Annotated in this window: 26 protein-coding genes; 17 read left to right on the top strand and 9 right to left on the bottom strand. The window is 39.1% G+C overall.

Annotation, left to right across the window (positions count from 1 at the left end; all coding sequences use genetic code 11):
- Window positions 1–171: 171 nt before the first annotated feature.
- Window positions 172–1071, top strand: a complete 900-nt coding sequence (locus BMW39_RS07795; RefSeq protein WP_034973592.1) for a pirin family protein — start codon at window positions 172–174, stop codon at window positions 1069–1071.
- 3 nt (window positions 1072–1074) lie between these two features.
- The gene (locus BMW39_RS07790; protein ID WP_051879833.1) at window positions 1075–1896 is read left to right on the top strand and encodes a GLPGLI family protein; all 822 of its coding nucleotides are present in this window, start codon (window positions 1075–1077) and stop codon (window positions 1894–1896) included.
- 76 nt (window positions 1897–1972) lie between these two features.
- Here the strand turns inward: BMW39_RS07790 and BMW39_RS07785 are convergent, their stop codons facing one another.
- The 5 genes from BMW39_RS07785 to BMW39_RS07765 form a co-directional block, all read right to left on the bottom strand.
- Complete coding sequence (locus BMW39_RS07785) at window positions 1973–3643, bottom strand: RagB/SusD family nutrient uptake outer membrane protein (protein ID WP_034973591.1); 1671 nt, start codon at window positions 3641–3643, stop codon at window positions 1973–1975.
- A gap of 13 nt (window positions 3644–3656) precedes the next feature.
- Window positions 3657–6563: a SusC/RagA family TonB-linked outer membrane protein gene (locus tag BMW39_RS07780; RefSeq protein WP_083391905.1), complete on the bottom strand. Its 2907-nt coding sequence runs from the start codon at window positions 6561–6563 to the stop codon at window positions 3657–3659.
- A gap of 440 nt (window positions 6564–7003) precedes the next feature.
- Window positions 7004–7426 carry a DUF6646 family protein gene (locus BMW39_RS07775; RefSeq protein WP_034974257.1) on the bottom strand — a complete coding sequence of 141 codons (423 nt, stop codon included), beginning with the start codon at window positions 7424–7426 and terminating at the stop codon, window positions 7004–7006.
- Between the two features lie 108 nt (window positions 7427–7534).
- Entirely contained in the window at window positions 7535–8548 is a 1014-nt protein-coding gene (locus BMW39_RS07770) for a cytochrome d ubiquinol oxidase subunit II (RefSeq protein ID WP_034973589.1), read from the bottom strand.
- Between the two features lies 1 nt (window position 8549).
- Window positions 8550–9887, bottom strand: coding sequence for a cytochrome ubiquinol oxidase subunit I (locus tag BMW39_RS07765; RefSeq protein ID WP_034973587.1), 1338 nt, complete (start codon window positions 9885–9887; stop codon window positions 8550–8552).
- A gap of 246 nt (window positions 9888–10133) precedes the next feature.
- Here BMW39_RS07765 and BMW39_RS07760 point away from each other — a divergent pair, with 246 nt between their 5' ends.
- The 10 genes from BMW39_RS07760 to BMW39_RS07715 all read left to right on the top strand — a co-directional run bounded on the left by BMW39_RS07760 (window position 10134) and on the right by BMW39_RS07715 (window position 19637).
- Window positions 10134–10835, top strand: coding sequence for a hypothetical protein (locus tag BMW39_RS07760; protein ID WP_131474275.1), 702 nt, complete (start codon window positions 10134–10136; stop codon window positions 10833–10835).
- Window positions 10836–11011: 176 nt separating this feature from the next.
- Complete coding sequence (pgi, locus tag BMW39_RS07755) at window positions 11012–12655, top strand: glucose-6-phosphate isomerase (protein WP_034973583.1); 1644 nt, start codon at window positions 11012–11014, stop codon at window positions 12653–12655.
- A gap of 3 nt (window positions 12656–12658) precedes the next feature.
- A complete protein-coding gene (locus BMW39_RS07750) occupies window positions 12659–13387 on the top strand; it encodes an FkbM family methyltransferase (RefSeq protein ID WP_034973581.1) in 729 nt (242 codons plus the stop codon).
- 13 nt (window positions 13388–13400) lie between these two features.
- Window positions 13401–14285 (top strand): bifunctional 5,10-methylenetetrahydrofolate dehydrogenase/5,10-methenyltetrahydrofolate cyclohydrolase, encoded by an 885-nt coding sequence (locus tag BMW39_RS07745; protein ID WP_034973579.1) that lies wholly within the window; start codon window positions 13401–13403, stop codon window positions 14283–14285.
- 78 nt (window positions 14286–14363) lie between these two features.
- Window positions 14364–14996: a 7-carboxy-7-deazaguanine synthase QueE gene (locus BMW39_RS07740; RefSeq protein WP_034973577.1), complete on the top strand. Its 633-nt coding sequence runs from the start codon at window positions 14364–14366 to the stop codon at window positions 14994–14996.
- Window positions 14997–15005: 9 nt separating this feature from the next.
- Window positions 15006–16373, top strand: a complete 1368-nt coding sequence (locus BMW39_RS07735) for an exopolysaccharide biosynthesis polyprenyl glycosylphosphotransferase (protein WP_034973575.1) — start codon at window positions 15006–15008, stop codon at window positions 16371–16373.
- A gap of 30 nt (window positions 16374–16403) precedes the next feature.
- A complete protein-coding gene (locus BMW39_RS07730) occupies window positions 16404–17156 on the top strand; it encodes an MlaE family ABC transporter permease (protein ID WP_034973573.1) in 753 nt (250 codons plus the stop codon).
- Window positions 17156–17974 carry an ABC transporter ATP-binding protein gene (locus tag BMW39_RS07725; protein WP_034973572.1) on the top strand — a complete coding sequence of 273 codons (819 nt, stop codon included), beginning with the start codon at window positions 17156–17158 and terminating at the stop codon, window positions 17972–17974. Before BMW39_RS07730 ends, BMW39_RS07725 begins: the two co-directional genes overlap by 1 nt.
- Window positions 17958–18572, top strand: coding sequence for a porin family protein (locus BMW39_RS07720; RefSeq protein ID WP_034973571.1), 615 nt, complete (start codon window positions 17958–17960; stop codon window positions 18570–18572). The genes BMW39_RS07725 and BMW39_RS07720 overlap by 17 nt, the downstream gene beginning before the upstream one ends.
- Window positions 18573–18791: 219 nt before the next feature.
- Window positions 18792–19637, top strand: coding sequence for an AraC family transcriptional regulator (locus tag BMW39_RS07715; RefSeq protein ID WP_034973570.1), 846 nt, complete (start codon window positions 18792–18794; stop codon window positions 19635–19637).
- A 3-nt stretch (window positions 19638–19640) separates the two neighbouring features.
- Here the strand turns inward: BMW39_RS07715 and BMW39_RS07710 are convergent, their stop codons facing one another.
- The 4 genes from BMW39_RS07710 to BMW39_RS07695 form a co-directional block, all read right to left on the bottom strand.
- Window positions 19641–19913 (bottom strand): hypothetical protein, encoded by a 273-nt coding sequence (locus tag BMW39_RS07710; RefSeq protein ID WP_034973569.1) that lies wholly within the window; start codon window positions 19911–19913, stop codon window positions 19641–19643.
- 37 nt (window positions 19914–19950) lie between these two features.
- Entirely contained in the window at window positions 19951–20757 is an 807-nt protein-coding gene (locus BMW39_RS07705; protein WP_034973567.1) for a M48 family metallopeptidase, read from the bottom strand.
- Between the two features lie 51 nt (window positions 20758–20808).
- Window positions 20809–21864 (bottom strand): thiamine-phosphate kinase, encoded by a 1056-nt coding sequence (thiL, locus tag BMW39_RS07700; protein WP_034973565.1) that lies wholly within the window; start codon window positions 21862–21864, stop codon window positions 20809–20811.
- Between the two features lie 78 nt (window positions 21865–21942).
- Complete coding sequence (locus BMW39_RS07695; protein ID WP_034974255.1) at window positions 21943–22437, bottom strand: acyl-CoA thioesterase; 495 nt, start codon at window positions 22435–22437, stop codon at window positions 21943–21945.
- 122 nt (window positions 22438–22559) lie between these two features.
- Between BMW39_RS07695 and BMW39_RS07690 the strand changes: the two genes are divergently transcribed.
- Genes BMW39_RS07690 through BMW39_RS07670 form a run of 5 tightly spaced genes read left to right on the top strand, consistent with a single transcriptional unit; the run spans window position 22560 to window position 26336 of the window.
- Window positions 22560–23771: a BaiN/RdsA family NAD(P)/FAD-dependent oxidoreductase gene (locus BMW39_RS07690; protein WP_034973563.1), complete on the top strand. Its 1212-nt coding sequence runs from the start codon at window positions 22560–22562 to the stop codon at window positions 23769–23771.
- A gap of 40 nt (window positions 23772–23811) precedes the next feature.
- A complete protein-coding gene (locus BMW39_RS07685) occupies window positions 23812–24144 on the top strand; it encodes a bacteriophage spanin2 family protein (RefSeq protein WP_034973561.1) in 333 nt (110 codons plus the stop codon).
- Window positions 24145–24154: 10 nt separating this feature from the next.
- Window positions 24155–24790, top strand: a complete 636-nt coding sequence (locus BMW39_RS07680; RefSeq protein WP_034973559.1) for a DUF2306 domain-containing protein — start codon at window positions 24155–24157, stop codon at window positions 24788–24790.
- Entirely contained in the window at window positions 24787–25701 is a 915-nt protein-coding gene (locus BMW39_RS07675; protein WP_034973557.1) for a YARHG domain-containing protein, read from the top strand. Before BMW39_RS07680 ends, BMW39_RS07675 begins: the two co-directional genes overlap by 4 nt.
- Window positions 25702–25712: 11 nt before the next feature.
- Window positions 25713–26336, top strand: a complete 624-nt coding sequence (locus BMW39_RS07670; protein ID WP_034973555.1) for a hypothetical protein — start codon at window positions 25713–25715, stop codon at window positions 26334–26336.
- The last annotated feature ends 12 nt before the right edge of the window (window positions 26337–26348 follow it).

Raw genomic sequence — 26348 nt, 5'->3', positions numbered from 1 at the left:
CCGCCTTCCACTCCCAATCTTTTTTGCAGACGATTTCATTTGAAATAGAACTTGAGATGACGCAAAAAAGGATTTCCGTTCAAGTCGGGCTGCGAGAGATCCGGTGAATAATTAGTGTGTGCGTATTAATTATTATTCAGTAATTTTAAATCTTAAAATAAAATAGAAATTATGTCAAATATTCAAATGATCATAGAGGAACGCGCTGCCGATATTGGGAATTTCCTGGTGGGAAGATTGTTGCCGTTTTCTCAGAAAAGAAGTGTTGGTCCGTTTGTTTTCATCGATCATATGGGACCAGCGGCACTCAAGGATTATGAAAATCTGGATGTTCCACCGCATCCGCACATCGGACTTTCCACTTTGACTTTCCTGTTCGAAGGCAGTATTATGCACAGAGACTCCATCGGGACAGAAATTGAAATTAAGGAAGGTGCCGTGAACTGGATGACCGCCGGAAAAGGTGTTGCACATTCTGAGAGAACGCCAGAATATCTCAGAACTACCGATAAAAACCTTCACGGATTGCAGATCTGGGTCGCTTTGCCAAAAGAACTTGAAGATATGGAGCCGGAGTTTTTTCACATCAACAAGGAAGATATTCCTCATTGGAAAGACAACGAAGTGGAATACAAACTGATCGCAGGTGAGATTCTGGGACGCAAATCTCCGGTTCCTGCTTATTCACCACTTTATTTTCTTGAAGTGAAAAATACCTCTGTGCAAGATAAAGAGATTGTTTTGGGAGATTATCTTTTCGGGGAATCGTCGCTTTATATTTTGGAAGGCAACATCGAGAGTGAAGGCAATCTTTACAATCCGAAGCACATCCTCATCGCGAAAGATGCCAAACTTTGTCATTTCATTTTGAAGCCAGATTCTACGGTTTACATCTTCGGAGGCGAGCCATTTCCAGAACCTAGGAATATCTACTGGAACTTTGTTTCCTCAGAAAAAGAAAAGATCGAGGCATCCAAAACCAGATGGGAAAACCACGAGTTCCCGAAAGTCATCAATGATAACGGCTACGTTCCGCTCCCGCCACAGAATAAGAATCTTAAATTAAAATAAACGATGAAGAAACTTTTAACCATAGCCTCGCTATTAATTTTAACTTCTGTGAATGCGCAAGTCCATCGGTTTTATTATGAATTGACCTATAAGCCAAACAAAGATTCTGTAAAGACAGAGAAGGAAATGATGGTCTTGGATGTTGCAAAGGACGAGTCGGTTTTTTTGCCTTATAAGCAACTACAGTATGACTCTTTGTTAGCAGCCAGCATCAAAAAACAAAAAGAATTAGGTTCTAGTTTTGACATGTCAAAGTTTGCTAATCCTCCGCATCTTGGTTTTAGGATCATTAAATTGAAATCAGGAAATCTTAATTATAAAGATATTGTCGGGGTTTCCGAAAATTACAACTATGATGAAGATCCAGATTTGAAATGGGAAATCTCATCGGATAAAGAAAAAATAGGAACTTACAATGTGCAAAAAGCAACAATAGATTATGGAGGAAGAAGTTGGACGGCTTGGTTCACTTCGGAAATTCCGATTCAAGATGGTCCTTATAAATTTTCAGGTTTGCCCGGTCTGATCATCAAACTGGAAGATTCTGGAAAAAATTTCATTTGGAATTTGGAAGGCAATAAAAAACTAAAACAGAACATCAATTCCAACAAGCTCAATTATCTTGAAGAACAGGGAATGATATCTAAAAAAATCACAAAGAAAGCTTTCTTGAAACGCCAGCAGGAATATAGTAACAATCCGATGGGACAGATGATGCAAATGTTTGATGAAAAAGATGCGGTACTAATGAAGAAACTAAAGGAAGAAGAAACCCGAGTAAAAAGTCAGATCATACGTTACAACAATCCTATCGAGATTCATTAAATTGAGTCATCAGAAATAAAAAAAGACCGGAAATGCTCCGGTCTTTTTTTTGAAATAATTTGATTTTTCCTGGCTATTAGTATGCTGGATTCTGCGGGAAGTTTTTGTTTTGGTTAAGGTCTATCACAAGTTGTGGGATAGGTCTTAGAATTTTCAGCTGTCCATTATTTCCTGCAAACTGAGACGCATTTGTGATCTTGTAATTGTACTTTACTGTGCGCTCAATTAGTTTTCCTGTTCTTTTCAGGTCAAACCATCTGGTGTATTCGCCTAGCATCTCTCTACCTTTCTCATCCAAGATGTAATCGATGTTGAATTCTCCGGCGGTTGCAGGCGTTACGCCAGCTCTTGTTCTCACGGCATTTAACCTTTGCAAACCAACCGATGGATTTCCAGCTTTCAAATAAGCTTCTGCTGCAACCAAATAAGTTTCTCCCAATCTTGCGGTGATGATGTCCCTTGTGCTTACATTACCTGTAGTTGCAGGAGTAGTTGGACTAGGATCATCAAATTTTTTCACAGGAATTGTTTGAGCATCTATGTTTTTAATCAATGTATAGGCCGCAGAATATGTTCCCCAATCATGATAGACAAATAACGAAGATAATCTGGAGGCATTATCTGTCATCCAAGCTGCTTTGTCTGCCGCAGTGAACCATTTCGGCGCATAGAAATGACGAACCTTCAAATTCGCATCTCCGGCGTTTCGATAGTAAGGGTAATACAGGATTGTTTTATCACCTTGTTTTAATTCTAATATCTCGGTCATGAATGTGGCTTTCCATCTGGTATCATCTTTTTCAAAAAGACCCAATGCATAATCGGTTGGACAAAGGTTATAACTCCTAAGTGGAGCTCCTGTTTCTGCCGCTCCTCCTAAATAGGAACTAAAGAAATAGAATTGTTTATTCCCAAGTGTAGTAGGTGACGTGGAAGTAGAGTTTTGATCGTACTGAACAGAGAAAATAGTTTCAGCGGTGAGATCTTTGTTTGATGGTTTGAATATTTCGTCGTAAGGAACCGATAATGCTTGTCCAGCAATGGCTGCATCTGCATAGGTTGCCGCGGTTGCAAAGTCTGTAGGTTTTCCAAATGTTTCATACCCTCTAGTTAGATGTACTTTCGCCAAAAGATCATTTACCGCTCTTTTGTTTACTTTTCCTGTGCTGCTATAGGCAGATGTTCCAACAGTTGCAAGAGATGCTTCCAACTCTGTGATGATGAAATCATAAACTTGTTCTGCAGTGTTTCTGTCAAATTGAAGAACAGGCGAAGTGAAGTTTTCTGTTACAAGAGGTACGCCTCCGTAGGTTTGAACCAACAAGAAATAAGCATTCGCTCTTAAAAATCGTGCTTCTCCAACCAAAGCCGGAAGATTTGCGGTCTGCTGTGTAACCGTAGAATAATAGATCGTTTTGTTAACCGACTGTATCAGTTGATAGCAAGTGGTGTATAGTTGTTCTACGCCTTCTGCCGCTGGTATCAGCTGGGTATATTGGCTGAGTCCTGCCGGTTCTGGAGCTCTTCCTTCTGCGTACATATCTGTTCCTGAAACAAACAACCAAGGATCGCCGCCGTAGATTCCTTTTTGCCATGCGTAGTTTGTATTGACGAGCAATTGGAAACCTGCCGCTGTTTTGTAAGTGTCATCTGCGGAAACGAAAGATAAATTGTCTTCTTCGATAAAATCATTGCAAGAACTGAATAATGCTGCAACGATGCTTAATATGAATATTGATTTTTTCATGAGATTTAATATTTTAGAATTTAGCACTTAAACCAAATTGAGTCGTAATAGAAGCCGGTCTGTTGACACCGAAGGATGCTGCTGCCCATTCTGGATCGTAACCATCAAATTTTGTGAACACAAATGGATCCAGAACGTTTACATAAATCCTTAAAGAATTGATTTTCAAATCGCTCAATAAACTATTGCTGAATGTGTATCCCAAAGATATGTTTTTAACTTTTACAAAAGAAGCATCTCTGTAGTATCCCATTCCAGAAGCCCAGAATGCACCAGCTCCTGTTGCTTGCGGTCCTGGTCTAGGATTTTGATTATTTGGGTTAGCCTCTATCCCTGCGCCGTTGGTTGGGATGAAGTAGTCCATTTTGATTTTTTGTCTTCCTCTATCGGTGACGTTTGCAAAGTTGGCATGAAATGTACTGTAAACTGTTTGTCCTTGGCTAGTAATTACTGAGAAGTTAAAGTCAAAGTTTCCAAATGTTAATTTATTGTAAAAACTACCTTGCCACTTTGGTACAGAGCTACCAATGACAGTTCTGTCGCTTGCATCAAATTTGCCATCACCATTTAGATCTTTTATTTTTGCCATTCCTGGATTTTGACCAAATGTTGCGGCTACTGCGGCTTCGCTTTCCTGCCAAACTCCATCGTAAACATAATTATAGTTTGGATTCAAACTGCTTCCAAGAATTAAGTTATTTCCAATATCGCTTACCTGATTTTGACCATAGATAGAAACCAGCTCGTTCACATTTTTAGTGAATGTAAATGTGGTTTCCCAAGATATCTTCTGGCTTTGGATGTTTTTAGTTGTTAATAAAACTTCAACCCCTTTGTTACTTACAGATCCCACGTTAGAGAAGGTGTATCTCCAGCCCGTTTCCGCTGGCAATTGTTGCTGATAAATCAGATCTTTAGAAAGTCTATCATACACATCTACCGTACCGGTGATTCTATTTCTCAAAAACCCAAAGTCTAAACCGAAATTTAGTTCACGCGTCTTCTCCCAGGTTAGATTACTGTTCGCCAATGCTTCAGTTTGCCATCCGGACACTAGATTTGCGCCGTTTGCATAGAAAGTTTGCTGATTAAGATAGGCTTGCGTGGTATAAGGATCTACATTGTCGTTTCCTGTATATCCCAAACTGGCTCTCAGTTTCAAATCAGAGACAATATTATTATTTTCCAAGAAAGATTCTTTGCTAATTCTCCAACCTAATGCAACGGATGGGAAGTTGGTCCATTTGTTACCTTCGGAAAGCACGGAAGAACCATCATATCTTGTAGAAGCAGTTAACAAATACTTGCCTTTGTAGGCATAATTCAATCTTCCTGCAAATGAGTTTAAGGTTTTCTTATCATAACCTGAGTTTATTTGAAAGCTGGTCTGTACGCCTGAACCTAAATTGTAGATGCCGGTGTCAAATGGCTGACCATTTGAATACGAGTATGATGATACATTCTCTGTATAGTACTGACTTTGTAGCAATAGTAAACTGAAATCGTGATCATCTCCGAAGGTATGCTTCATGTCAATTTGGTTGTCCCAAGTGTAGTTAAAGTTGTCCATTCTTCTGATGGAAGAAGATCTAAGACCTGATAAAGCTACTCCAGCATTGGTTTCTGCTCCATAAGCAGCGCCAAGCTGAGTATTAGTAAAACCTGTGGCGAATGTTGTTTTAAAGGATAACCATTTTTTTGCCTGATATTGAAAAAACACATTGGCTATACCTTGCCAGACTCTCTCAGTTTGACTAGAATTAGCGATTTCACTAAGTGGGTTTGGAGTACTTGTTTTATCTATTGCCCAAGTTCCATTAGGATAAGTTAACTTGCCTGGAAGGAAAAATCTTGTTCCTACAAGTTCGTTCCCATTGGCATCTATCGCCCAAGGAGACATCAATGGACTAAGCCTGAAAGCTTCTTGCATAGCGAGATCACTCCCCAGTTCCGTAGTGATTTTTGCAACACTAATGTTTGCTCCCGTTGAAAATTTATCATTGATTTTATGAGTGATCCCTAGTTTCAAATTGTACTTTTCCTGAGAATCATTATCAATCAAACCTTCGTCTTTTTGAACTCCGAACGCCAAATTATATGCTAGCCCATTGTCAGATCTTCCAGAGAGATTTAGATAATGGTTTTGCATTGCGCCCGGTCTCAGGACTGCATCGTACCAATCAAAACTATATCCAGCATTTGCCCTTTGAACCATTACGGGGCTTCTAAGACTGTACAAGTTGGCTAATGCTTCTGGCGTTTGAGTCGCCGGAGAAGTGCTCATATAGGCAACTTGATGAAATTTCCACCATTCAGCTCCAGTCATCATCTTTGGCAGTCGTGTTGCGTTTTTAACGCCATAAGATGTATCAAACTGTACAGAAAGTCCTCTTCTAGCTGATGAACCACTTTTTGTTGTCACGATTACAACTCCACTTCCTCCTCTTGATCCATATATTGCTGCAGACGAAGCATCTTTCAAAACATCCATTCTGGCAATATCTCTCGGATTAAGAAAATCGATATTGTCCATAGGCACACCATCCACAACATACAAAGGACTACTGCCAATCAAAGAGTTGTTCCCGCGAATCACCATACTGAATCCGTCGCCCGACCTACCCGTATTAGAGCTGATATTCACCCCAGGCGTGCTTCCTTGGATTGCTTCTAAAGGATTTGTGGTGTTTCTTTCCTCAATCGTTTTAGAATCAATCGTGTTTACAGATCCCGTAACGTCGGTTTTCTTTACAGAGCCGTATCCGACCAATACAACTTCCTCAATTTTTTTTTCTGAGCCTTTGATCGTATCACTCGTCCCTGTTTCCTGAGCGAAGGCAACAGCAGATGAGAACAAAAAGAAGACTGCAATAGTTTTCCGAAAATCTAGATGCGATCTCGAGAATTTTTCATGTGGCATAACTTGACTTTTTAGATTATTTTATTTATTTAATGCAATCGATTGCACAACAGCAAAAAATGTTTTTCCTATATTAACACTTTTTTGAGATATCGTAATATTTTGTTAACAATTATTACACATTTAATCATAACCAATTGAAAATCAATCATAAAAATTTTAGATTTTAACATTTGTTTTGTGTGAACAAAAAAAAACAGCATGATTTCTGTCACATTTCTTCAAACAAAGTTTACAGAAAATTGGAGCTAAAATCGAAAATATCGTTTTGTTGAGAAAAAAGTAAAGATTTGGATGAAAAATTATACAATGATCAGCATTCTCAAAATGCAGTGGTCAAAAACAGAAAAATCATCTGCTAAAACTGTGATATTTCGCATCAGGTCATAAAAAAAGCACCTGAATTTCAGATGCTTTGATATGATGATTAATTTTTTGTTCTAAAAAGAATAAGAAACTCCGAAGCTTCCATTGTTCCCAGCTTCTACAAATGCGCCCCAGTTTTCTGTAAAGAAATAACGCGCCCCAATGTAAACGGCCAGACCAAAGTTCCGACCTGCAACGCCAACATTCGCACCAGGATAGATGTCAAGCTCCGAAGGCAAAGACAAAGTCTCCTGCAAATGGAAACCAACACGGCCGAAGACAAACGGATTGTCTTCATCTTCATTAAAATAGACATTCGCACCACCACCGACAGAGATCAGACTCGTCAGTCCATAATCATAACTCGCCGCAATCCCGGTCCCAAATCCCCATGCGTTGATTCCACCTTGTGCTTTCTGATCACCAGAACCCGTCCAGGCCTGAGAGTAGCCTAATACACTTAAACCAATTGCTGCAAATGCAAATATCTTTTTCATACGCAAATTTTTATTTTTTAAGGTCGATTGCCATGTCATATTCTCCATATGAGATTTTTAAAGGCAGATTTTATTATTAATTCAAAATATAATTTCAAACGGTGGATTCTAGTTTTTATTTTCTTTTTCACCAAATGAAAATAGAAGGTAAAACAGAAAAGGTAGGATGAAAATACTACCTAATAGTAATGCCCAACCCAAAGCCGCAATGGTTTTCGGCGCTGCACTTTCATCAAATAAAGAAAGCGAACTGCCATTGGCGAAAAGAATAATATCCGGATTGTGTTGATATGTAGCTGCCACCAAGATCATGATGATCTGAAAACCACCAAGAACCCGAGCCAGGAGGAAATTGCTTTTTTTAATAGCATCATTAGTAAATAGTAAACTGATGGTTGCCAAGGTGATCGCAACGATTCCCAAAGCTTTTGAGAAGATCCATTTTAGTAAAGGAATATCAGAAAAGTAAGCACTTATAAAAACCAATACACCAGTGATCACAACATAAACGGCTGTTTGTCTGGTCTTCCGGATCATAATAGGCAAAGCATCTTCATTGAATCTGGCCTGATGCAAAGAAAAAAGCGACGCCAGATAGCCACAAAGTGCAACCGTGAAAAATCCCACGCAAACACCAAACCAATTAAACCAACTGAAAATGTAAAGTCCTAGAAAGTCCTTCGCTTCTGTGTCTATAGACCCTGAAATGGTTGAAGCGGCAATCATTCCCAAAAAGAAAGGCGTCAATAAACTGGAGTAATAGAAGATCTGTGTATAGAGTTTCTGCCAGCTATCGTGCACCGCATCATAATTTCGGAAGGTGAAAGCCGTTCCCCGTGCGATGATTCCCACCAACATCAAAACCAAAGGAATATGAAGATAAGTTGAAACCGTGGTGTAAATTGTAGGAAACCCAACGAAGAGGATCACAATTGCGATGATCAGCCACATATGATTGGCTTCCCAAATTGGTGCAATCGATTTCAACATGATGGATCGGGTCTTATCACGATACGATTTCCTCGAAAATAATTCGATGATCCCAGCACCAAAATCGGCGCCGCCAGTTATTAGATATAAACAGATCGAAACCCAAAGAAATGCAATTACAACGTAGATCATTTTATTTGGTTTTAGGATTATAATTAGGGTCGGTCGGGTCGTACAACTTCGGAACCATTTTGATCTGTCTTAATAGAAGAAAAACGATAATTAATGATAACGAGAGGAAAACCAAAGTGAAAAAATAAAACGAATATTGGATTCCTGGCATCGGCGTCACAGCGTCTATGGTTCTCATGATCCCGTAGATGATCCACGGCTGTCTTCCAACTTCTGTCACGGTCCAACCTGCTTCCAAAGCTATATATCCAAATGGAATTGCCACGACGAACATCTTTAAAAACCAGGATTTCGTGAGCCAATGTTTCTTCCAAAAACTGGCGATCAGATAGAGTGCACCGATTCCCATCATCACAGTCCCAAAAAATATCATGATTTGAAAAGCGTAATGAACCACAGCAACTGGCGGCCATTCATCTTTCGGGAAATCTTTCAGACCTTTCACTTCTGCATCAAAATCGCCCCAGGCCAAGAAACTCAAGACTTTCGGAACTTTGATCGCGTATTTTATTTGTTCATTTTCTTCATCCGGAATTCCGCCAATCACGAAACTTGCACCTTTTTCGGTTTCGAAGTGCGCTTCCATGGCTGCCAATTTGATGGGTTGTCTTTTTGCCACAGATTTCGCTGCCACGTCACCACTGATAGGTGCCAGCAACGCTCCGAAGATGGCAAATCCTGCAGAGATCCTGAACGCTTTTGTGTGGAAACTGATATTTCGTTTTTTCAATATCATCAACGCGTGGATCCCTGCAACGGCAAATCCTGTTGCTGCAAACGCTGCTACCGTCATATGAAACGCCTGCGGAAACCAAGCTTCGTTGAACATCGCTTTGATAGGGTCGATGTTCAGATATTGTCCATTAATATAATCAAATCCGGCTGGACTGTTCATCCACGCATTCGCTGCTACAACCAGTATTCCTGAAGCTAATCCGCTGACACCTACGACAACACCACAAAACCAATGAAACCATTTGTTGAATTTTTCCCATCCATAAAGAAAGAAACCAATCGCAATGGCTTCAATGAAAAAAGCTGTTCCTTCCAATGAGAACGGCATTCCAAAAATAGGACCTGCGTGTTCCATAAACTTTGGCCAAAGCAGACCGAGTTCAAAAGACAACATTGTCCCGGAAACAGCGCCGGTTGCGAAAAGAATCGCAACACCTTTGCTCCAGGCTTTGGTAAGTCCTTTGTAAACTTCGTCTTTGGTCGTGAGGTATTTGTAATGGGAAAATGCCATCAGGAAAGGCATTACCATCCCAACGCAGGAAAATATAATGTGAAAGCCCAAAGACATCGCCATCTGCGAACGGGCAGCCATAAAATCATCCATAATCTTTATTTGATGGTAAAGTTAGTTTTAATTTCAAAGTTTCAATGGCGATCTGTCAAGACAATTGTCATATTTTGAGCAAAAGAAATTAATAGAAAGGATTAGATTTTATTAATTTTACAGATAATGCAAAAACTATATCAAAATAACTCAAGAGTTGAAGCCATCATATCAAAATCATAAAGATTTGGAAGTAAAATAGCGATGTGAAATCAATCATCTCGATAAAAAACGAAATAGAATAATATGAAAAACATCTCGATACTGAATATTTTATGTTTAATCATCTCAATAGGAATACTGTTTTCTGTTGACTCAATTGTAAGTTGGGCATTTCAGAATCATTTTGAAAAAAACATTTTACCATTCAGCCCACACGCCCAGTTTGAAATGTATTTTTCGGATTCTAGAATCTCTTTTGACAAAAATGTGATGTATCGAATATGGAGCGTTATTCTCACCATGTTTTTATTACTTATTTATCTCGATATCAAGCTTATCTCTATCAATTCTTCCAACACTCCAGATAGAAAAAAACAGCTTAGAATTTTTATGCTTAGAGTTTTTGCGTATGCAATTATCTTTGTTGCATTTCCGATGAATCTTCTTGTTTTTGACAAAGGTTCTTCCGGTGAATTACTTTCATTTTCAGATAAGATCATTCTATCTTCATTTGTTTTGGTAATGCTCAATGCTTTAGCGTTGATCCCTTATTTAGCCCAAAGAAACATTGCCCTATTTTTTAAACTCAAAGATGTTCTGATCTACAATGTAGGAATGGTCGTATGCATGTTGGTATTGCTCTATCTTGGTGTTAGTCAATATATGGCCCCTGCCATTGCTGGGCTTTTGTCAGGTTTTGGATTTTTAAAAAAAATGTTGGACGCCTGGGATCACATCAATGAATTTTTTGATATCAAGGATAAACGTATTCATGAGATGTTTTGAAAATTCTGACAAAAAATGGAAATGGAAAAAACGCTTCTAATCAGTAATTTTAATATTCCTCTTTCATGGATTTATAAGTTGTAAAAACAAACCAAATCAAGTGGCTAATTTTTCTTAAATTTGCAGGTCTTACGGCATTCTCTGTAAGATCGATTTAAATTTAAACTTTAAAAAGAATGTTACCAAAAATAAATCCGCTTCAAACTTCCTCCTGGAAAGCTCTTAATGACCACTTTGCAAACAACGATTTCGAACTGAGAACGCTGTTCCAGTACAACGAAAACCGTTTCAAGGAATTTTCATTGGAGACAGAAAATTATCTTTTTGATTATTCCAAAAACTTGGCAGATTCCAGAACCATCGAATTGTTGCTTGATCTAGCAAAAGAAACCGAATTGCAATCGGCGATCAAAAGTATGTTTGCGGGAGACAAGATCAATGAAACGGAAGGCAGAGCAGTGCTCCACACAGCTTTGAGAGATTTTTCTGATAAAGAGATTTTGGTGGATGGTGAAAATATCAAACCTGGAATCAAAAAGGTTTTGGATCATATGAAAGCTTTTTCGGAAAGCATCATTTCTGGTTCTCACAAAGGTTTTACAGGAAAGGAGATCACGGATGTTGTGAACGTCGGAATCGGAGGTTCAGACCTTGGACCCGTGATGGTTTGTTCTGCGTTGAAGCATTTCAAAACAAGATTGAACGTTCATTTCGTTTCCAATGTTGATGGCAATCACATGGCTGAGGTGGTGAAAGATCTTAATCCGGAAACTACTTTATTCATCATTGCTTCCAAAACATTTACAACTCAGGAAACCATGACGAATGCCAAATCTGCAAAAGATTGGTTCCTAAAATCTGGCGCAACTGAAGCGGATGTTGCAAAACATTTTGTAGCTTTATCAACTAATATTCAGTCGGTTAAAGCGTTCGGAATTGCGGTAGAGAATATCTTCGAATTCTGGGATTGGGTTGGCGGTCGTTACTCACTTTGGAGTGCGATTGGATTGAGCATTGTTTTGGCCGTGGGCTATGAAAACTTCGAACAATTGTTGAGAGGTGCTCATGATACAGACGTTCATTTCCAAACTGCGGAATTAGAAAACAATGTTCCAGTTTTGATGGGACTTTTAGGAATTTGGTACCGTAACTTCTTCGCCGCTGGAACTTATGCGATTTTGCCTTACTCTCAATATCTTGACCGTTTCGCCGCATATCTTCAGCAAGGTGATATGGAAAGCAACGGAAAATCGGTGGACAGAAATGGCGAATTTGTGGAGTACGAAACCGGCCCGATCATCTGGGGAGAACCTGGAACCAACGGTCAGCACGCCTTTTATCAATTGATTCATCAAGGAACGGAATTGATTCCGGCAGATTTTATCGCTTATGCAAAATCTGTGAATGAAGTTGGAGAACATCAGGATATTTTATTGGCGAATTATTTCGCGCAGACAGAAGCTTTGGCTTTCGGGAAAACGGAAGATGAGGTTTTCAATGAATTAAAATCATCTGGAAAATCTGAAGAAGAAACAGAATTCCTTTTACCTTATAAAGTTTTTGCAGGAAACACACCAACCAATTCTTTCTTATTTAAGGAATTGACGCCGTTCACATTAGGGCAATTGATTGCTTTGTACGAGCACAAGATCTTCGTTCAAGGGGCGATCTGGAATGTGTTTAGTTTTGACCAGTTTGGTGTCGAATTAGGAAAAGTATTGGCTGGAAAGATCCTTCCAGAATTGGAAGCAGAAGGAAATGTGGAAACGCACGACAGCTCTACAAACGGCTTAATCAATTATTACAAAGGAAATAAATAATTGATGCTGAGTCGGGAATTCAAAGATAAAATCAAGAGGAAGATCAATTATTTTAAGTTGATCTTCAGCGGAGAGACCGGGCATTTGAAAAAGGAGATCAGCATTTCCAAAAAATGGTTTGGCAATGACTATGGCGGTTTTTTCGTGGCGACAGATTTTGTTGATGAAAACTCGGTGGTTTATTCATTCGGGATTGGAGAAGATGTTTCTTTTGATACAGAGATCATCAAAAAATATAATGCGAAGGTTTACGGTTTCGACCCGACACCAAAGTCAGTGAAATGGATCTCTGAGCAAATTCTGCCAGACAAGTTCAGATTCTATGATTTTGGAATCAGTGATAAGACTGGACTGGCGACATTCTATTTCCCGAAGAATCCGGATTTTGTTTCCGGAAGTGTTGTGGAACAAAGTAATATCGATCTCGAAAACGGAATCGATGTTCAGTTGAAAACATTGGACGATACAGCTCATTTTCTTGGACATCAAAAAATTGATATTCTGAAAATGGACATCGAAGGTTCGGAATATGATGTGTTGGAAAACATTGTAAAATCGGACTTGGTCATCGGTCAGATCTTAATAGAGTTTCATGATCGTTTTTTTGAAAATGGTAAAGAAAGAACATTGAGGGTTCTAAAAATATTGAAAGAGAAAGGTTTCATTATTTTTGGAATTTCGGAAACCTTTGATGAAGTTTCTTTTATTAATAAAAATCTAATTAAAAAGTAAAAAGAAAAGTAAAATGGCACAAATTCTAGATGGACTCAAAGTCTCAAAAGAGGTAAAAGCTGAAATCAAAGAGGAAGTTGAAAGGATCCTCGCCAACAATAGAAGAGCACCACATTTGGTAGCGATCTTGGTTGGAAACAATGGCGCAAGCAAAGCTTATGTGAACAGCAAAGTGAAAGATTGTGAGGAAGTTGGATTCCAATCTTCATTGATTAAATTTCCAAGCACGGTTTCAGAATCTGAATTATTGGAGAAAATTGATGAGCTTAATAAATCAAAAGCAGTTGACGGATTCATCGTTCAGTTGCCGTTGCCAAAGCAGATCGACCAGGAAAAGATCATTATGGCCATCGACCCGAGAAAAGACGTGGATGGTTTCCATCCGGAGAATTTCGGGAAAATGGCTTTGGAAATGGACACTTTTCTACCAGCTACACCATTTGGAATTTTGACCTTATTGGAAAGATATAACATCGAAACAAAAGGTAAAGACTGTGTGATCATCGGAAGAAGCCGCATCGTAGGGAAGCCAATGAGCATCCTGATGGGAAGAAAAGATTTTCCAGGAAACTCTACCGTGACGCTTACACACTCTTACACAGAGAAAATAGAAGAATATACAAAGAAGGCAGATATTGTGATCACAGCTTTGGGCGATCCTAATTTCCTGAAAGGAGATATGATCAAAAAAGGCGCTGTGATCGTAGATGTTGGTATCACCCGCGTAGAAGATGCGTCCGAAAAAGGCTATCATCTTGCTGGTGATGTAGATTTTGACAGCTGCGCAGAAAAAGCAGATTGGATAACGCCTGTTCCCGGTGGAGTAGGACCAATGACGCGTGCAATGCTGATGAAGAACACCATCATTGCATACAAAACGTCTGTCTACAATGACTAATTTATAAAAAATGTAATCCTACCTACGGAGAAACTGAAAAGTCCCTCTCCTGTTGGAGAGGGATTTAGGGAGAGGATAATGACTAAAGAACAAGAAGACATATTATTAAAAGAAGGTAGAATGCTCCCAGTGATGGAGCATTTTTACACTATTCAGGGAGAAGGATTCCATGCTGGGAAAGCGGCCTATTTCATTCGCTTGGGCGGATGCGATGTCGGCTGCCATTGGTGCGATGTCAAAGAAAGTTGGGACCCGACACTTCATCCGTTGATGAATACGGAAGAGATTGCGGAGACAGCGGCGAAACTTTGCAAGACCATAGTTTTGACTGGCGGCGAACCATTGATGTGGAACCTCGATATTCTAACTTCGAAGCTGAAAGAATTGGGTTGCACGATCCATATCGAAACTTCCGGAGCTTATCCGATGAGCGGACATCTGGACTGGATCACACTTTCACCAAAGAAAACTGGACTTCCGTTAGCAGATATCTATAATGTTGCAAGCGAATTGAAGATGATCATCTTTAATCAAAATGATTTTAAATTTGCTGAAGAACAAGGCAACAAGGTGAATGCAAACTGTGAACTTTACCTTCAAAGTGAGTGGAGCAAGCGCGATGCGATGTATCCGAAGATCACAGATTTCATTTTGGAAAATCCAAGATGGAGGTCTTCTATCCAAACGCACAAATATTTGAATATTCCTTAAATTTAGCTTATGCAAAGACTTCGATATTCTAGATATTTCAAAACATTTGTCATCCTACTTGATATGGTTCTGGTAGCGGCGGTCTTTTGTTTTTATTATTTTAGGAATTTTGAAGTGAAGTATGATTCTGAGACTGTAGAACAAAATCTTTTGTCGATCTTACTTCTTTGCTTTTTTTGGCTTCTCCTCAGTGGTAGGACCAAATTGTACCATATTCCAAGAAACGTGACGTACACGATATTTTTGGAAAGGATCCTTATCCACGTTTTTTTCTTTTTCATAGGCGTTGTGATGATGGGAAAAGTCAGCAACAATGACTTCTTGAAGACCGAACGTTTCTATTTGGCAGGCATTCTCTTATTGGTGGTACTACCGATAAAAAGTTTCATTTTCTTCCTATTGAAATATATTCGGACCATTGGGATCAACCACAGAAATGTCATGTTCCTGGGCGAGAGTGCTTCTTCGGATATTCTGAAAGACATTGTGCGCCAGAGGAAAGATTACGGTTACAAGATCTATGATTACAACGATGCGTACGAGATTACAAAGATCATCAAGTTTTGGAAAGACAATGGAATCCACACCATTTTTCTTCCATCGGAGCATTGTTTGGAGAAATCATTTGAGAACATTCTTTTCCATCAGGCGGAACTTAATAAGGTAAGGATCTCGCTTGTTCCCAATATCATTCAGAATCATTTTTTTGAATATGAGTTCAACTATGTAGAGACGGTTCCAATTTTGTCTCAGGCAAAATATCCACTGGATTTTTTCACGAATCTTACAATCAAAAGGGTTTTCGACCTAGTATTTTCGGTCATTGTTTTGGTTGGGATTTGCTCTTGGCTTTTCCCGATCATTATTTTATTGATCAAACTTAATGATCCCAAAGGCTCGATTTTCTTTATCCAAAAAAGATATGGTTATCATGATGAGGTTTTTAATTGCCTGAAATTCAGAACAATGAAGTCCAACACTGGAAGTTCGGAAAGAACCACAGAAGTCAATGACGACAGGATCACCAGAATTGGGAAATTCCTCAGAAAGACCAGTATGGATGAGCTTCCACAATTCATTAATGTTTTGAAGGGCGACATGACGATCGTTGGACCAAGACCACATATGCTTTTGGTGGATGATTTTTATAAGCCAAAGATCAGCAGATACAGCCTTAGAAGCATGGTGAAACCAGGAATCACGGGATTAGCACAAGTAAGTGGATTGCGCGGCGACGAAGGCGATATGAAGATCGGAATGAAGAAAAGAATACTGGCAGATTCTTTTTATGTGAGAAATTGGAGTTTTAGCATGGATATTGTGATCATTCTCAAGACCGTATTTTTGATCATCGTGGGTGATAAAAATGCACGCTGATATTTATTAGAAAAAAACTAATTTTGTTTTATGTTAAAAGGACTATTCACATCCATAGGAGAATATTTTATATTGCTGGGAAAAGCGCTCAGCAAGCCTCAAAAGCGGAATGTATATCTCAAACTCTTGGCAAGAGAGTTTTATGACCTTGGGGTCAACTCATTCGGTCTGGTACTCTTCACCTCATTTTTCGTAGGTGCGGTTGTAGCGATCCAGATGTTCAACAACTTCAATGCTTCATCATTTCCGATTCCTAACAGTTTTGTAGGTTATGCGACCAAAGTGGTTTTGATCTTGGAATTTTCACCAACGATCATTTCCGTGATCCTTGCTGGAAAAGTAGGCTCATATATCGCCTCAAGTATTGGAACTATGCGAGTGACAGAGCAAATCGATGCTTTGGACATCATGGGTGTCAACTCTGCGAATTTTCTGATATTACCAAAGATTGTTGCCAGTGTGGTTTTCAATCCGATATTGATCGCGATCAGTATTGTCATGGGAATCCTTGGTGGATACTTTGCTGGTGCAGCTACAGGAAGCTGGACCAAAGCAGATTATATCACAGGGATCCAAATGTACATGCCAACTTATTTCATCTGGTACGCCTTTTTGAAAACCGCAGCTTTTGCTTTTCTAATTGCAACCATTCCAGCCTATTTTGGGTATAACGTGAAAGGTGGTTCTTTGGAAGTAGGACGTGCTAGTACACAAGCCGTGGTTTGGACCATGATAGCCGTTATCATCATGAATTTACTATTAACCCAGATGTTTCTCAGCTAATGATAGAAGTAAAAGAATTAAGAAAAAGTTTCAATAATGAAGTTGAGGTTTTGAAAGGGATTACCACTTCTTTCGAAACAGGAAAAGTGAATCTCATCATCGGACAAAGTGGATCTGGAAAAACGGTTTTTCTGAAGTCACTGTTGAATGTTTATGAACCATCCAGCGGAAGCATTTTGTTTGACGGTCGTGATATCATGACAATGTCCAGAGAAGACAAGCAGGTTCTGAGGTCAGAGATAGGCACCGTTTTCCAGGGAAGTGCACTTTTCGATTCTATGACCGTGGAAGAGAATATCAGTTTCCCTTTGGATATGTTTACCAATTTGACCTATCGCGAAAAGAAAAGAAAAGTTCTGGAAGTGATCGGAAGGGTAAACCTGGATAAAGCCAATAAAAAATATCCATCCGAGATCTCTGGTGGAATGCAAAAAAGGGTAGCCATTGCAAGAGCGATCGTCAATAACCCAAAATATCTATTCTGTGACGAACCCAATTCCGGATTGGATCCTTACACATCAAACGTAATTGATGACCTTCTGTTGGAGATCACCAGAGAGTACAACACGACCACCATTATCAATACCCACGATATGAACTCCGTGATGACCATCGGGGAGAAGATCCTGTATCTGAGATTAGGGATCAAAGAATGGGAAGGCGACAAGAATATGCTGACCACAGCAAAGAATAAAAACCTTATAGATTTCGTTTATTCATCAGAACTGTTCAAACAGCTGAGAGAATTTATGTTAGAAAATGATCAAACAAGTTTAATTAATGATAAACCAGAAGACAACAATGAAAAAACTGATTAGTACTATCGGCGTATTAGCAAGTGTATTTGCCTATTCGCAAGTAACATTTGGAGTGAGAGCAAATGCATTATTCAATACATCATCCGCAAGTTGGGACAACCTGAAAGGGACTTTCAACAATGCAATTGATAGCAAAGGAGACAATACTTCAGGTTTCAACGTAGGTTTGGCTGCAAAGATCGGTTCACCAGTTGGTGGCTGGTTTGTGATGCCAGAGATCTACTATACATCTTTCAAAAACAAAAATACGGTAGAGGGTGTAGAGTTAGAGGCAAAAAGTGACAGAATTGATGTTCCAGTTCTATTGGGACACAACTTTTTGTTAGGGAAATTGGCTGCATTCGTAGGTCCTGTAGCTTCTTATAACCTTAGTACAGACAAGACTTATGCAAGCTTCAAAGAGAATGCAAGAAACGAGTTCACTGTAGGTTACCAGTTTGGTGCGCAGGCTACACTTTCAAAGTTTGTGGTTAATGCAAGATACGAAGGAGCTTTCTCAAAGGATACAAGGATTTTTACATCCGTAGCAGGACAAGAGATCAGATATGACAACCGTCCAAGTATGTTCATATTAGGTATCGGTTATAACTTTAACTAATTCGTTACCTACAAAATATGAGAAGGCTGGAAAAATTAATTTCCAGCCTTCTTCATATATAGACCTTAAAAATTCACAAAACCAATACTTTGTGAGAAACTTGATTTTGTTTTACAAATTTAAAGGCAATCATTAAATATTTGTTTAACTCAAATAATAAAAAACATAACAATATTAATATGTTTTGCTTATTTTTACGCAAAATAAGTATTAACTGGAATGAAAGTAATTCTAGAACATATTTCTCCCGACGAGAATAGCTCCTTCAAAGTATTGCACATCAAAGATATTCCAATCTCGGAATTGAATTGGAAATACCACTATCATCCTGAAATTGAGATTGTTTGTGTGCTGAAAGGCAAAGGAACAAGACACGTGGGCTACCACAAAAGTCATTTCGAAGATGGCGCACTGGCTTTGATCGGTTCCAATATTCCCCATTCCGGACTTGGTCTCAATGCAACCGACCCACACGAGGAAATCGTAATTTTGTTCAAGGAAGAGATTCTTTCGTTGCCAGAAGGTGAGGTGGACAGCAACTCTATCAAAAAACTCCTAGAGATGTCCCGATACGGTGTTCTCTTTTCATCCGAAGTCAAAAAAAAAATCATTCCCAAATTAGAATTGATCACCAAAGCAGAAGGCTACACGAGATATCTATTGCTTTTGGATCTTTTGTTTGAACTTTCCAAAACGGAGGATTATGAGCTCTTGAATACCGAAATAATGCCTTACACCATTGTCTCCAGAAACAGGGTGAGACTGGAAGCTGTTTTTACCTATGTTGAGAATGGCTATCAAAACGAAGTTGATATTCAACAAGCGGCTGATCTTGCTAATTTGACAAAACCGGCTTTCTGTAATTTTTTCAAAAAAGCAACGTCCATCACTTTTGTAGAATTCGTGAACAGATACAGGATCGATAAAGCCTGCATTCTGCTGTCACAAGAAAAAAGCATAGCAGAAAGCTGCTATGCTACAGGTTTTAATAATATTACTTATTTTAATAAGATCTTTAAGAAATATACCAAGACGACGCCTGGACAATTTATCAGAAGTCTTTAACTATTAAAGACTTCCGCTGTTCAGATTATTTTCAAGACGTTGTTTTTCCAAATCCGCCTTTTCTTTCTGAAGTTGCTTGAACTCATTTCTCAAATGAGCTTCTTTCACTGCATTACCTTTGCTGACATAGCCGACCAATCCGCCTATGATCAATCCAATTCCAATTCCGGAAAGTGCGCCATAGATCACTCTAAGGTCAATTGCCATATCATTAAGATAAAATAGCAATGCGCCAAGTCCCAATAAGATAACACCGATTACGATTAAACTTTTCATCTTTTATGTTTTGATTATATAAATTTAAATAAAAAAATTAAAGTTTACCTCCTGCTGCTTTGTAATATTCCAATGCTTTTGGCATATCGGCATTCAGGTCGGCAATTCTGTTCTGAGGATTCGGGTGCGTAGATAGGAATTCCGGTTGTCTTGTTCCTGTGGAAGATGCTTCCATCCTTTGCCAGAACGAAGTAGCACTTCTTGGGTCATAGCCTGCCATCGCCATCAATTGAAGTCCCATTTCGTCTGCCTCAGATTCCTGTTTTCTACCATAAGCCAGCAATCCAACTTGCGCACCTACTGGATATACTTTTTCAAAGATTCCAGCCCATTGGCTGTTGGACATCGATCCACCGATCAAACTTCCGCCATATTGTGCTATCATGGCTTGTGAGATCCTTTCGTTTCCGTGTCCTGCCAAAGCGTGAGAAACCTCGTGTCCCATTACCACAGCAACGCCGTTATCATCTTTACAGATCGGCATGATTCCCGTGTAGAAAGCCACCTTTCCGCCTGGCATACACCAAGCGTTCAACTGTTTATCTTGAATCAGATTGAATTCCCAATTATATCCTGACAATGCGGACTCTCTACCAATACTTTTATAATAGGCGTAAGCTGCATTTTTGATTTTTGCACCTACGTTTTTCACTCTATTTGCATCTGCAGTTCCAGTCACTACTTTCGCACTGGAAAGCGTTGTTCTGTACTCAGTTGCAGCGGCAGTTGCAATTTCGCTGTTGTTGGCGATTTGTAGAGAAGAGCGTCCTGTAACAGGATTGGTTACGCAAGCCGTAATTCCCAGACCAGCTAACAATAAGCTTGAAATTTTTACAATTTTCATCGTTTTTATATTTTAAATATTATTTGTGTTTTACAAGTTCTGTTCCAAAAATTATTCCTTATTCAGGAACGCATCCCAACCTTGTGCAGTCAATGGGATCAATTGATTGGAACCTCTGGCAATTAGGAAATTACCTTCGTTGTTTTCCGTTGCATGGCCAATGATGGTGAAGTCCGGATGATTCTTGATCTTGTCAAAATCAGTAGGAGAGATCGTGAACAATAATTCATAATCTTCACCGCCGTTTAGCGCGGCCATTGCAGGATTCAGGTTGAGGTCATCAGCCGTGTGAATGGTGGTTTCATCCATCGGAATTTTTTCTTCATAGACATTGAAACCAACTTTTGATTGATCGGACAAATGAAGAACCTCAGAAGCCAAACCATCAGAAACGTCGATCATTGAAGTTGGTAAAATGTCCAACTCTGCTAATTTAGCTTTAATATCCGTTCTTGCTTCTGGTTTCAATTGTCTTTCCAAGATGTAATCAAAACCTTCCATCTCGGGCTGCATGTTTGGGTTCGCAAGAAAAACCGAATGTTCTCTCTCCAAAATCTGCAATCCAAGGTAAGCGCCTCCCAGATCTCCGGTAACAACCAAAAGGTCATTTGGTTTTGCGCCACTTCTCTTGACGATATTTTCTTCTTTTTCAAGTCCAATGGCTGTGATGCTTATCACCAGACCAGCGTTGGAACTTGTTGTATCTCCGCCAACTAGGTCAATTTTGTATCTGTTGCAAGCCAACGCAATCCCATCATAGATCTCTTCCAAAGCTTCCACAGGAAAACGACTGGAAACAGCAACGGAAACCAGAATTTGAGTCGGTGTTGCGTTCATCGCTGCAATATCGCTGAGGTTGACAACAACTGCTTTATATCCCAAATGTTTCAAGGGAACGTAGCCCAAATTGAAATGGATGCCTTCCGCCAACATATCTGTAGAAACGACAACTTTTTGACCTTCCGCATCAATAATTGCTGCATCGTCGCCAATGGATAGTTTTGTTGAATTCTGGACGATCGGGAAACTTTCCGTTAAATGTTTGATCAAACCAAATTCTCCCAATTTGGAGATAGGCGTGAGTTCTTGTGATTTATCTTCGAGCATTTTTTATAAATAATAATGGATTAATGATGATGGATCAATGACAACCGAAAAATCTTTTTATCGATTATCAGGACTCATCTATTTGAATATTTCGGGACTAATGTTCTCCGGACGGAAAGGCAAGGTTTTCAAGAAATCTCTAGTGATGATATTCACATTTTCAGACTTGAATTCGTTCATGACCAAGATGATATCTTCTGGTGGCGTTGTGATCTTTCTAAGCATCACATCGATCCAAACGCCGGTTGCTTCTGCAGTCGCACAATGCGTTCCGTCTGGCAGATAAAATTTGTGAACAAACTGATAAATGGAACCATCTTCCGAAATAGATGCGACTTCCAAACCTACAAAAACCGTCTGGTCTGCATAGATCTCGCGGAAGAAGGAATATTTCTCGTGCATCATCACCGGACCAACGCCCCAACGGTTGAGCTGCGTCAAACCGATCTTGTTTTTGTTGAGAAAAGCCATTCGGGTTTGCGAACAGTAATCTACATAAGTGGAGTTTCCAAGGTGGCGATTTGCATCGATATCGCTCCAGCGTACTTCAAATTTATGGTAATAGACAGACATGTTTTCGATTTTAATATTCTTCAAAATTAACCATTTGAGATGGATCTTAAAAATGTAATTTTGTGCATCGAATACAAAGTGACGAAGACGAGACATATTTGTTGCTGAAGAAAATTAGATCAATGTCAAAAAAGAAAAGAATCATCATCATTGGAGGCGGCGCTGCTGGATTTTTCGCGGCTGCAAATCTTGATGAGAACAAATATTACGTGACAATCCTCGAGCAAAATTCCGATGTTTTGCAGAAAGTAAAAATCTCCGGCGGTGGCCGTTGCAATGTGACGCACGCCTGTTTCGACCCAAGGGAATTGGTGAATTTCTATCCGAGAGGAAACCGCGAATTGCTGAGTGTCTTCACCAAGTTTCAACCTGGCGACACGATGGATTGGTTTGAAACGAGAGAGGTTCCTTTGAAGATTGAAAAAGACAACCGCGTTTTCCCGACCACAGATTCTTCGCAAAGCATCATCAATGCAATGATCAATGAAGTCAAAAATAAAAACTTCGAAGTCAAAACGCAGGTTTCGGTCTCTGAGATCATTAAACAAGATGAAGATTATCTGATCAAAACAAAACAAGGCGATTTCACGGCAGACATCGTTATCTACACCACGGGAAGTTCTCCGAAATCGGTCAAATTAATTCAAAATCTTGGACATAAGATCGTGGAAGCTGTCCCATCACTTTTCACTTTCAATATCAAAGATGCTTTGCTGAAAGACCTTCCGGGAACCAGTTTCGAAAATGCAGAAGTCAGCATTCCAAGTTTGAAGACGGAAGAATCTGGTCCGCTTCTCATCACGCATTGGGGACTTTCTGGTCCTGCGATTCTGAAAATTTCGGCTTGGGAAGCGAGAAATCTGGCGAAGTTGAAATACAATTTTGATATCGAGGTCAATTTCATCTCCAAACCAATTTCAGAAGCTGAGGAAGAATTGAAAGATTTCAAAAACAGCAATCCGAAACGGTCCATTGGGCAATCCAAGATATTTGATGTGACCAATCGTTTTTGGAATAAGATCCTGGAGATCAATCACATTGATGCAGAAAAACAAATTGCCAATCTTTCGGGAAAAGAAATGTCATTGATCCTGGAAAACCTTTGCGCAAAGAAATTGAAGGTCACAGGAAAGTCAACTTTCAAAGACGAATTTGTAACGGCCGGAGGCGTGGATCTGAAGGAGATCAACTTCAAAAATATGGCCTCAAAAATTCTTCCTGATCTTTATATTGCTGGCGAAGTTCTTGATATAGATGCCGTTACGGGTGGTTTTAATTTCCAGGCTTGCTGGAGTGAAGCGTGGCTGATCTCGCAACATCTAAATTCTAATTAATCAAATCTTTTATTAACTTTGAAAACAGATTAAGTTTAAAATGAAATATTCAAAAAATATATTTAGAATCCTGGTTTTATCGGTGTTTTTCATGCTTGCTTCTTGCCAAACAAGAGTCGTGTCTCCCAATAAACCATTGTACGACAACTCGATAGAACTTTACAAAAAATATACGATCCAAACTAAAGATGCAAAATCTCAAAAAATAGAAGTGCTGAAGCTGGATGCAACCAAGATCTACGGTAAAAACAAAGCCGGCGAAATGGTGGAGATCGAGAAAAGTGAGGTGAGAGAGATCAAGAAACCGGATATCTTGCTTTCTGCGGCCATTGCGCTGGCTGCTATCGCTGCTCTTATTTTCATTCCGATTTAAGAATAGAGCCATGCTCCGTTTCATCAAGTCCAAAATTGTCATTGTAAAAGCCATTGTCGCAATTACTTTTATTTACTTTTTTGGGTTGATGTTGAAGATCACTTTGGACTATATTCCAATCAGTTCCAATGTCAGTTTTCTAATGATCAAACAAACGGAAGTCACTTCCAGACCGGAGTATCTACCGATTTTTTATGTACACGTTTACAGCAGTATTTTCGCTTTGATGGCAGGATTTATTGCTGTTTTTTTTGATAAGAACTTAAAATATCTGCATCGGTTTTCCGGAAGGATCTATGTTTTTGTGACCTTGATTTTGTCTTCATTATCAGGAATCTACATTGGTGTTTTTGCGAATGGTGGATGGATTGCGAAAGTTTCATTCGTTCTTTTGGGAATTCTTTGGTTTTACACAACTTACAGATCTTACTCAGAAATCCGGAAAAGAAATATTCAGCAACATCGATTCTGGATGTGGCGAAGTTACGCATTGGCACTTTCTGCGATCACTTTGAGAATGTGGAAAGTAATTTTAGTATATTTATTCCATCCCAATCCTATGGATGTTTATCAGATCATCGCGTGGCTAGGTTGGGTTCCGAACTTATTATTAGTAGAATATTTGATCAAAAAACAAAAACGATGAAACACTTAAACTTGATTTTAGCGAGCCTGATTCTATCTCTTGCTGTGATTTCCTGCAAAAAAGAAAAGACAGAGATCACCGAAACGAAACCTGAGAAGGATTCCTTGATTGCAAATCAGACTCCCGAAATCCATAAGGAAATGTACGGCGTCTATTACGGTTATTTTTCTCCAGATTATAGTATCAATGATGGTGAATATGACGAAGAAGACATGGTGAAAAAGATCTCCTTTAAAATTAATAAGATCACCAAGGATAGCGTTTACGGACAAAGTGTTCTCAATGGCAACCAAAGACCTTTCCGTGGCATATTGAATGAAAGTACCAATTCCTTTATTCTGGATGAGCCAGGAGATGATAAAACCGATGGAAGATTTGACGTGAAAATAAAAGGCGACAGTTTGGTTGGAATTTGGACGGCATTTGATCAGACTGCTGTGAGGATAAAAAAGAAAGGCTTAAAACTCGTGAAGAAAGAATTTGTTTACAATCCAAACTTCATGCTGGATAAAGACACAGACGTTGTGGATTGGACAAGCCATAAAATGAAAAAAATGTCCTTCGGAAAAGACGAAGATGGTAATGACCAAGGAACGTACGAGACAGACCAACAGCGATACGCGACCAATGCGATTTTCACCATCAACGCTTCGAAGCAAAAACTCACGGAAAAAGATTTGAAAAACCTGCCAAAACTGGATATGGAGATCATCAAGAATGCGATATTTGCAAGACACGGCTACTCATTCAAGAAAGAAACTTTCCGCCAATTCTTCAATCAGTCAGATTGGTATGTTCCTGTTTCTAATAATGTGGACGCAGAATTGACGCCGTTAGAAAAAGAAAATGCCGCGCTGCTCAATCGTTTTATCAAATACGCTGAAGACCATTACGACACTTTCGGGCGGTAATCATTTGATATATGGTGAATAAACATCAATTGAATAATGGTTTCTGTCTTTGCATTGTAGCGATCTTAATTTGTTTCATAGCAAACTCTTGTCATAAAAATGCCGAGGATTCGACTCTGTATCAATTATTCAATCAAAAATATACCCAAGATACGATTCGAACAGTCAGTATGCCGGACAATACCGATATTATCAACCATTTGACAGAAGAACTGGAGAGGCACGACTTCTCCATTTCGGCATATACGGTGGAGAATGAAAAAGCAGAATATCGTTTTGTCCTCGATTGTGTGAAGCATATACAATATAATATTCAAAGCACTGGGGTGCGGGCATACTCGGTAAAGAGTAATTCAAAAAAGATCAGATACAATAGCCGAACGTATTCAAAAAAGAAATTAAGAAGCTATTATTATGAGTTTAAGATTTGTATTTATGAATTTGAAAATGAAGAAATTGCTCAGAAGAATTACGATCTATTAGATGAAGTGTCTCATTCTGGTAATGGCAATTGCAACCGAACATTTAATACAAGATATCTCATCAGAAAAAATGAGGTTTTCGAGTTCTCGACGATGAGTGACAGATCTTTGAATTTTATGAAAGAATATATGAGTTATGTGGAAGAACACTGATCGATCAGATGA

The organism is Epilithonimonas lactis (genome assembly GCF_900110605.1).
GTDB classification, from domain to species: Bacteria; Bacteroidota; Bacteroidia; order Flavobacteriales; family Weeksellaceae; genus Epilithonimonas; species Epilithonimonas lactis.
This window is presented reverse-complemented; position numbering and strand designations above follow the sequence as displayed.